The organism is Rhizobium alarense, from assembly GCF_021555155.1.
In the GTDB taxonomy this organism is placed as follows: domain Bacteria; phylum Pseudomonadota; class Alphaproteobacteria; order Rhizobiales; family Rhizobiaceae; genus Rhizobium_D; species Rhizobium_D alarense.
In genome coordinates this window covers 1-9202 of record NZ_JAKGBU010000128.1, presented here as the reverse complement: position 1 = coordinate 9202, position 9202 = coordinate 1, and the positions used below count along the sequence as shown (strand labels likewise).

Below are 9202 nucleotides of genomic sequence, written 5' to 3'. Positions count from 1 at the left end.
GGCGGCGCGCCGCATCGACAGCTATCCGCACGAGCTTTCGGGCGGCCAGCGCCAGCGGGTGATGATCGCCATGGCGCTTGCCAACGAGCCGGACATCCTGATCGCCGACGAGCCGACGACGGCGCTCGACGTGACGATCCAGGCGCAGATCCTCGATCTGCTGAGGTCGCTGCAGCAGCGCTTCGGCATGGCGATCGTCCTCATCACGCACGATCTCGGTATCGTCCGCCACTTCGCCGAGCGCGTCGCCGTGATGCGCCGCGGCGTGGTCGTGGAAGAGGGAGCGACCGCCGACATCTTCGAGCGGCCGCAGTCCGACTACACGAAGATGCTGCTCGCCGCCGAGCCGAGCGGCCGCAAGGCGGCGCCCCGCGACGACGCGCCGATCATCCTCGAAGGCCGCGACGTCGTGGTCGACTACCAGATCGGCGGCGGCCTGTTCAGCGGGCGCCGGTCGCTGTTCCGGGCCGTCAAGGACGTGTCGATCCGGCTCAGGGAGGGCCAGACGATCGGCATCGTCGGCGAATCCGGCTCCGGCAAGTCGACCCTCGGGCGGGCGCTCCTGAAGCTCGTCCCGAGCGCCGGCCACTACCGCTTCGGCACGACCGACATTTCCGGCTTCGGCCGTTCGGAGATGCGGCCGCTCAGGCGCGAGATGCAACTGGTGTTCCAGGATCCCTACGGTTCGCTGTCGCCCCGCCAGACGGTCGGCGAGATCATCACCGAGGGGCTCTATGTGCACGAGCCGTCGCTGTCGCGCGCCGAGCGCGACCGGCGGGCGATCGAGGCGCTGAAGGAGGTCGGGCTCGACCCGGCTGCCCGCAACCGCTATCCGCACGAGTTTTCCGGCGGCCAGCGCCAGCGCATCGCGATCGCCCGCGCGATGATCCTGAAGCCGAAGGTCGTCATCCTCGACGAGCCGACCTCGGCGCTCGACCGCTCCGTGCAGGGCCAGGTGATCGAGCTACTGCGCGGCCTGCAGGCGAGCCACGGTCTCTCCTACATCTTCATCAGCCACGACCTTTCGGTGGTGAAGGCCATGTCGGACTACGTGGTCGTCATGAAGGACGGCAGGATCGTCGAGGAGGGCGAGACCGATGCGATCTTCGAGGCGCCGCGCGAGGCCTATACGCAGACCCTGATCGGCGCCGCCTTCAACATCTGACGCGTGCTGCGCCGGTTCGGCCTCAGTCGACGTCCTTGAGCGCGTCAAGCGGGCCTGTCAGGGCCGTGCGCGGCGCAATCAGCTCCGGCCGGATCAGATGGGTGACAGGTGCTGGGCGCGGCTCCTCCATGACCGCGAAGGCCTTCGCCAGCATGCCTTCGATGTTCTGCCGGATCATGATGACCGGGAAGGGCAGGAAGGAGGCGAAGGGGTCGTAGTCGTAGCAGCCGACCACCATGTCGGAAAAGGTCTCGTGCGGGTGGCCGGCCATGAAGCGCAGGAAGCCCTCGAAATTGATCGACGAATTGACGAAGAGGGCACGGGGCAGACGGCCCGCCTTCTCGTGGAAGGCCTCGAAGGCGGCGCGCGTGTTGTTCGGCGAATAGCCGGTCGTCTGGATGCAGTCGTCCGGGTCGCCGCCGAGCAGGTTCCGCTTCACCGCGCGGAAGCCGCGGATGCGCTCGCGGCTGGCATGGTCGTTGCGGCCGCCGAAGAGATAGAGCTCGCCCGCCTCCAGCGGCCTGTCGGCGGGAAACTGCCGGATGATCGCCTCCGTCAGCATGCGCCCGCCCTCGTAGTTGTCGCTGATCACCGAAGGCACCTTGCTGCCCGGCAGGTCGATATTGATGTGCTTGAGGCCTGCCTTCTCGCAGACCTCGTGCACGCCGTCCGGGTCGGTCGCGCCGCAGATGAAGAGTTCGTCGATCGAATAGGAGATCAGCGTTTCTGCGGTCTCGCGCTCCTGCTGCGGATCGCGGCTGGCGCTGACGACGATCGGGCACTGGCCGCGGGCGCGCACCTGTGCCTCGAAGGTCTGCGCCATCGAGGAGAAATAGCGGTTGTCATGTACCGGCAGGAGCAGCCCGATCAGGCCGGAGCGGGAGCTGCGCAGGCCCTGCGCCTGGCGGTTGGCCGTGTACTGGTGCTTTTCGGCAAGCTCGCGGATCAGCGCCGCCGTCGCCTCCTTGATGCGGCGCTTGCGCCAGGTGCCGTTCAGAACGGCGCTCACGGTCGACGGCGAACTGCCCGACAGCACGGACAGGTCGTAGATCGTCGCCTTCTTTCTACCACCGTTTTTCATGCGAACCCCTCGGTTTTCTCCTTAGTGCCGAATTCGGCGAGGCGAAAGGCATTTGCGCTTGACGAAAGCATAACTCTGACGGATAGTCTTTGCACCATCGATTGTGCAAAAAAGAAATATCGATTGTGCGCCGGTGGTGCCGCTTGAGGAGGCGGCTCGGAAGGGAGGCGGGAATTCACGTTCTTCGCCAGTCACTTGCAACTGGAGGCCGGCGGTCTTCGGCAGGCCCGGTTTTCCCATCACGAAACGATGGAGGAGGAAACGACATGAGGAAATTCGCAGTGGCCGCGCTTGCGGCCTCGCTCTCGCTCGCGACGGCGTTCGGTGCGCTTGCGCAGGAAGCCGGCAAGGTCGGCGTCGTCGTCAAGATCGGCGGCATCCCGTGGTTCAACGCCATGGAAGCCGGCATCAAGGAAAAGGGTGCCGCGCTCGGCATCGACGCCTTCATGATCGGCCCGACGAGTGCCGACCCCGCACTGCAGGTGCGGGCCATCGAGGATCTGATCGCCCAGGGCGTCAAGGTGATCGGCGTCGTGCCGAACGATTCCAAGGTGCTGGAGCCGGTGCTCACCAAGGCGCAGGGGCAGGGCATTATCGTCATCACCCATGAATCGCCCGGCCAGAAGGGCGCCAACTGGAATTTCGAACTCGCGTCCGCCGACGGTTTCGGCGAGGCGCATGCCGAACTGCTGGCGCAGAAGATGGGCGGCAAGGGCAAGTATGCGGTCTTCGTCGGCTCGCTGACCGTGCCGCTGCACAATGCCTGGGCCGATGCGGCGATCGCTTATCTCAAGGAGAAGTATCCGGAGATGGAGCCCGTCGGCGAGCGCTACGGCGTCGCCGAGGACGCGGACAAGAGCCGCTCGACGGCGCTCGACCTGATCTCCGCCAATCCGGACCTCAAGGGCTTCCTCGCCTTCGGCAGCCAGGGCCCGATCGGCGCCGGCCGCGCGGTCGAGGAACGCCGCAAGGTGGGTGAGATCTTCGTGCTCGGGCCGTTCTCGCCGGGCCAGGGCGCCAAGCTCATCAAGTCCGACGCGATCTCCGGCGGCTTCATGTGGAATCCGAAACAGGCCGGCGAAGTCTTCGTGACGCTCGCCGACAAGCTGATGAAGGGCGAGGAGCTGAAGGCCGGCGACGAGATCGAGGGCCTCGGCAAGATCGACCCGAAGGGCAACGACATCATCGTCGACCAGCTCGTGACCATCAACAAGGACACGGTCGACGAACTCGCGGCCATGGGCCTCTGAGGCCTCACGGTTTCTCCCGGACCGCCGGGCCGGCTTCGGCTGGTCCGGTGGACCGCGACCAGCACCGACGGTTCGAAACGGCAGGCACAAGATGGCATCCCCGGCTGGCGGCGCAGGCGTCGAACGACCCCTGCTGTCCCTGAAGAACATCAACATGACCTTCGGCGGCGTGCGCGCGCTGCGCGACGTTTCCTTCGAGGTCCGCCCGGGCGAGGTGCATTGCCTCGCCGGCGAGAACGGCTGCGGCAAGAGCACGCTGATCAAGGTCATCACCGGCGTCTACCGGCCGCAGGACGGCGCCGAGATCCTCTATGACAGCGAGACCTTCACGCATATGTCGCCGGTCCACGCGCAGGCCTCGGGCATCCAGGTGATCTGGCAGGACCTGGCGCTCTTTCCGGAAATGTCGGTCGCCGAGAACATCGCATTCCAGACCGTGCTCGGCCACCGCCCGCGCCTCGTGAACCACAAGGCGATGCGCGCGACGGCCGAACGGGTGCTCGCCCGGCTCGGCGTGACGCTCGACATCGACCTGCCGCTCCGTGAATATGCCATTGCCCAGCGCCAGATCGTGGCGATCGCCCGCGCCCTCGTCGGCGAGGCGAAGATCGTCTTCATGGACGAGCCGACGGCGTCGCTCACCCAGTCGGAAACCGACCATCTGCTGGCGATCGTCCGCAATCTTTCCGCCGCCGGCGTCGCCGTGGTCTTCGTCAGCCACCGGCTCGCCGAGGTCATCGAAATTTCCGACCGCATCACGGTGCTGCGCGATGGCCGGCTCGTCGGCGTCTATCCGGCCGAGGGCATGACCCAGTCGCGCATCACAGAACTGATGACCGGCAAGACCTTCGACCAGTCCGTCCGCGCTGCGTCGCACGCAGCGTCGCCGCCGGTCCTGACCGTCGAGGGATTGACGCGGCGCGGCGAGTTCGAGGATGTCTCCTTCACCGTCCGCCGCGGCGAGACGCTCGGCATCACCGGCCTGCTCGGCGCCGGCCGCACGGAGCTGGCGCTCACCCTCTTCGGCATGCGGCGGCCGGATCGCGGCAGCGTGACGCTCGACGGCAGGCCCGTCCGCTTTGCCTCCAACCGCGAGGCGATCGCCGCCGGCGTCGCCTATCTCTCCGAGGACCGCCTGTCGCTCGGCCTCATCCAGCCGCAGTCGATCGCCGACAACCTCGTCATCGCCTCGATGCGCAGGATCCTCTCCGGCGGCTTCATTGCCGAACGAAAGAAGCGTGATCTCGTGGCGAAATGGATCGCCGATCTCGGCGTGAAGATCGGCCGGCAGGAGGACGCGATCTCGACGCTGTCGGGCGGCAACCAGCAGCGCGTCGCCATCGCCAAGTGGCTTGCGACCGACCCGAAGCTGCTGATCCTCGACGCGCCGACCGTCGGCGTCGACGTCGGGGCGCGGGCCGGCATCTTCGACATCGTGGCGCGGCTCGCCGAAAGCGGCCTCGCCATCATCCTCATCTCCGACGAGGTGCCGGAGGTCTATTTCAACGCCGACCGCGTGCTGCACATGGCGCAGGGCCGTATCGCGGGCGAATACGATCCACGCCGGACCGCGCTGAAGGACATGGAGGCGGCGGTCTATGCGTAAGCTCCTTCACACCCAGGCAACGGAACTCTGCCTGCTCGGCGTCATCGTGTTCATCTGCCTCTTCCTGTCCCTCGCGACGCCGCGCTTCTTCACGCTCGGCAACGCCTTCGACCTGCTCAACATCAGCTCGGTCAACATCATCTTCGCCGTCGGCCTGCTCGTCGTGCTGATCGCCGGCGGCATCGACATCTCGTTTGCCGTCGCCGCCTCGGTGGTGCAATACGTGGCCGCACTGATCCTCGGCCAGATCGGCGGCGGCGGATGGGTGAGCGGTCTTCTCATCGCAGGTAGCCTCGGCGTGCTGCTCGGCGCCTTCAACGCCTTCCTGATCCACCGGTTCAGGATCATCTCGATCGTCGTGACGATCGCCACCTTCAACATCTATTTCGGGCTCCTGATGTTCTTCACGCGCGGCGTGTCGATCTACGACCTGCCTGCCTGGTGGACGGACCGCGTCATCCTCTACGAACGCGAGATGGCGGACGGGAGCTGGGCGGAGATCCGCCTGCCGGTCCTCGTCATGGCGCTCTGCGTCTTCGCCACCTGGTTCCTGATCCGCCATACGACGACCGGCCGCCAGCTCTATGCCTTCGGCGACAATCCGGAAGGCGCGCGGCGCTTCGGCATTTCGATCGGCGCCATGCAGTTCATCGCCTTCGGCTGGCTCGGCCTGATGGCCGGCATCGGCGGCCTCATCCAGGCGCATTACGCGCAGGAGGTGGTGCCCAACGCGCTCTACGGCCGCGAACTCGACGTGCTCGCCGCCGTCGTGCTCGGCGGGGCGCGGCTCGGCGGCGGCAAGGGCTCGGTTCTCGGCTGCGTGCTCGGCGTTCTGCTGATCTCCATCACGCAGAACGGCCTCAACCTGATGGGCGTGTCACCCTTCGCCTTCCGCATGATCGTCGGTGCGGTCATCCTTGTCGCCATCACGCTCTCCAACGCGAATATCGCGAAGCTGCTGCCGTCCCTGAAGACCGACGGGAGGCGCGGATGATCGGCATCGCCCGCCGCCTGCGCGATCTCGTCGGCCCCGAAATGGCCGGTCCCGTCGCTGCCTTCGTCGCGGTCATGGTCGTCTTCGGCGTCGTCTCGCCGCAGTTCCTGTCGCAGGCGACCTTCGGTTCCGTCGCCTTCCAGCTTCCGGAGCTCGGCCTGCTGACGCTCGCCATGCTGCTGCCGATCCTCACCGGCGGCCTCAACCTCGCGATCACCTTTACGGCCAACATCGCCGGGCTCACCGTCGCCTGGACGCTGCAGGCTTATGGCGGCATCGACGCCGGGTCGGGCGCCTTCCTGCTCGGCGTGGTGCTGGCGCTCGCCGCCGGCGCGGCGAGCGGTGTCGTGATGGGCCTCGTCATCGCCTATACCAGGGCGCATCCGATCCTCGTCTCGCTGTCGATGATGATCTTCCTGCGCGGCCTCGGCGAGTTCCTGACGCGCGGCGGCGACGTCTCCGGCTTTCCCGATTATCTGCGCCCCATCGGGCACGGCTCGGTGGCCGGCATCCCTCTGCCGCTTGTCATCTTCATCGTCTGCGTGGCGCTCTGGCACCTGCTCCTGTCGCGCACCAGGCTCGGCTTCAACACCTACATGATCGGCTCGAACATCGAGGCGGCACGCTATTCCGGCGTCAACACGCGTAGGGTCATCGTGCTCGTCTACACGCTGTCGGGCGCGATGTGCGCCGTCGCCGGCATCATCATGCTCGCCCGCTTCAACTCGGTGCGCGTCGGCCACGGCGAGTCCTACCTGCTGATCACCGTGCTCGCCTGCTTCCTCGGTGGCGTGAACCCGTTCGGCGGCTTCGGCCGCGTCCTGCCCGTCTTCGTGGCGCTGGTCGTGCTGCAGCTCCTCTCCTCCGGTCTCAATCTTCTCGGCGCCAACCAGCATCTGGCGACGGCCGTCTGGGGCATCCTGCTCGTCGGCATCATGATGCTGCGCTGGCTTGCCGGCCAGTTCAAAATCGTTCTCCGCAGAAAGGAATAGGCAATGCGAGGTTTCGGCGTACACACCAGCATGTGGACCATGAACTGGGACCGGGCGGGCGCGGAAAAGGCGATCGCCGCCGCCGTCTCCTACAAGATGGACTTCATCGAGATCGCGCTGCTCAACGCGCCGGCCGTCGACGCGGCGCACACGCGGGCGCTGCTCGAAAAGCACAGCCTGCCGGCCGTCTGCTCTCTCGGTTTGCCGGAGCATGCCTGGGCCTCCGTTCGCCCCGATGCGGCGATCGAGCACCTGAAGGTGGCAATCGACAAGACGGCGGAGATGGGCGCGCTGGCGCTTTCCGGCGTCATTTTCGGCGGCATCGGCGAGCGCACCGGCGTACCGCCGACCGAGAAGGAATATGACAACATCGCCTATGCCCTGACGGCGGCCGCCAGGCATGCCAAGGCGCACGGCATCGAGCTCGGCGTGGAGGCGGTCAACCGCTACGAGAACCATCTGATCAACACCGGCAGGCAGGCCGTCGAGATGATCGAGCGCGTCGGCGCCGACAACATCTTCGTGCATCTCGACACCTATCACATGAACATCGAGGAGAAGGGTGCCGTGAACGGCATCCTCGATGCGCGGGATCATCTCAAATACATCCACCTGTCGGAAAGCGACCGCGGCACGCCCGGCTACGGCAACTGCCCGTGGGACGCGATCTACGGCGCGCTCGCGGCGATCGGCTTCAAGGGCGGGCTTGCCATGGAAAGCTTCATCAACATGCCGCCGGAAGTGGCCTACGGCCTCGCCGTCTGGCGGCCCGTCGCGAAGGACGAGGCGGAGGTCATGGGCAACGGCCTGCCGTTCCTGCGCAACAAGGCGCGGCAATACGGCCTCATCTGAGGCCGCGCCGGAAGGGCAGGGGCACATGGCGCATCCGCGGGAAGGGGGAGAGGACCGGATGACGGTCGCGGTGCTCGATGTCGGCAAGACCAACGTCAGGCTGAACGCGCTGACGGCCGGCGGCCACCTTGTCGAGACGCTGAGCGTGCCCAATCCGGTCCGCCCCGCGCCGCCCTGGCGCCATCACGATCTGGCCGCGCTGCGCGGCTGGGTCCTCGACGGGCTGGCGGCCCTCTCCCGCCGCCACCCGCTCGAGGCCTTCGTCTCCTCCGGCCACGGCTCCGGCGGTGTGCTCGTCTCGGTCGATCCCGATGCCGGCGACGGCGCGGCGCTGCCGATGATCGACTACGAGCAGCCGCTGCCCGACGACGTGCGGCGCGACTACGCGCCGCTCTCCGGTTCCTTCCTCGACCGCGGCAGCGCGCTGATGCATGCCGCGACCCACCAGGCGCGGCAGATGTTCTGGATGGAGCGGGCGGAACCGCGGCGGTTCGCAAATGCCCGCTGGTTTCTCGGCGTGCCGCAATACTGGGCCTGGGTCCTGACCGGGAACGCCGTTTCCGAGGCGACGATCCTCGGCGCCCAGTCGCATCTCTGGAATGTCGCCGAGCAGCGCTTCTCGCCGATCGTCGGCGCGCGCGGCTGGACGCATCTGCTGCCGCCTTTCGCCAAGGCGTGGGAGACGGTCGGCACCATCCGCCCCGAGCTCGCCGAGCGCCACGGCCTGCCGCGCATGCGGGTGCTGGCCGGCGGCCATGACAGCAGCCTCAACTGCTACCGCTACCAGGCGGCGGGGCTTTCAAATTTCGCGGTCGTCTCGACCGGCACCTGGATCGTCGGCCTTTCCGACGTCACACCGGTGGAACGGCTCGACGAACATCGCGGCATGACGCTGAACAGCGACGTCTTCGGCCGGCCGCTCGGCGGCGCGCTGGCGATGGGCGGCCGCGAATTCACCGCGATTGGCGGACCGGACGCGCCCGACGCTCCGGTCACGCCGGAAACGGTCCTGCGGCTCGTCGCGCGGGGCACGATGGCGCTTCCCTCCTTCGGCGACGACGACGGCTTCTTCCCCGGCAGCGCCGGCCGCGGCCGGATCGAAGGGCCGGCACCGGCGGACGCCGCGGAACGCAAGGCGCTGGCGCTCGTCACCTGCGCCCTGCTGACGGCCGAATGCCTCGATGCGCTCGGCGGCAGCGGCACGGTCGTGCTCGACGGCAGCTTCCTGCGCGACCCGCTCTATGTGCGGCTGGTCGCGGCGC

General features: G+C 67.3%; 8 protein-coding genes. 7 read left to right on the top strand and 1 reads right to left on the bottom strand.

Going from position 1 to position 9202, the window contains the following annotated elements:
• On the top strand, positions 1–1165 hold a 1165-nt coding region (locus LXM94_RS24460), incomplete at its 5' end, for an ABC transporter ATP-binding protein (RefSeq protein ID WP_235774290.1).
• Positions 1166–1187: 22 nt separating this feature from the next.
• On the opposite strand, the gene LXM94_RS24455 is transcribed toward LXM94_RS24460, so the two are convergent.
• Positions 1188–2246 (bottom strand): LacI family DNA-binding transcriptional regulator, encoded by a 1059-nt coding sequence (locus LXM94_RS24455; RefSeq protein ID WP_235774288.1) that lies wholly within the window; start codon positions 2244–2246, stop codon positions 1188–1190.
• A 266-nt stretch (positions 2247–2512) separates the two neighbouring features.
• Between LXM94_RS24455 and LXM94_RS24450 the strand changes: the two genes are divergently transcribed.
• From LXM94_RS24450 to LXM94_RS24425, 6 genes are all read left to right on the top strand, one after another.
• A complete protein-coding gene (locus LXM94_RS24450) occupies positions 2513–3496 on the top strand; it encodes an autoinducer 2 ABC transporter substrate-binding protein (protein ID WP_235774286.1) in 984 nt (327 codons plus the stop codon).
• Between the two features lie 91 nt (positions 3497–3587).
• Positions 3588–5102: a sugar ABC transporter ATP-binding protein gene (locus LXM94_RS24445; RefSeq protein WP_235774284.1), complete on the top strand. Its 1515-nt coding sequence runs from the start codon at positions 3588–3590 to the stop codon at positions 5100–5102.
• Positions 5095–6096: an ABC transporter permease gene (locus LXM94_RS24440; RefSeq protein WP_235774282.1), complete on the top strand. Its 1002-nt coding sequence runs from the start codon at positions 5095–5097 to the stop codon at positions 6094–6096. The genes LXM94_RS24445 and LXM94_RS24440 overlap by 8 nt, the downstream gene beginning before the upstream one ends.
• Positions 6093–7088: an ABC transporter permease gene (locus tag LXM94_RS24435; RefSeq protein ID WP_235774280.1), complete on the top strand. Its 996-nt coding sequence runs from the start codon at positions 6093–6095 to the stop codon at positions 7086–7088. The genes LXM94_RS24440 and LXM94_RS24435 overlap by 4 nt, the downstream gene beginning before the upstream one ends.
• Before the next feature lie 3 nt (positions 7089–7091).
• The gene (locus LXM94_RS24430; RefSeq protein ID WP_235774278.1) at positions 7092–7940 is read left to right on the top strand and encodes a sugar phosphate isomerase/epimerase family protein; all 849 of its coding nucleotides are present in this window, start codon (positions 7092–7094) and stop codon (positions 7938–7940) included.
• A gap of 58 nt (positions 7941–7998) precedes the next feature.
• Positions 7999–9202, top strand: a 1204-nt coding sequence (locus LXM94_RS24425; RefSeq protein ID WP_235774276.1) for an FGGY-family carbohydrate kinase, incomplete at its 3' end; no start/stop codon positions are given.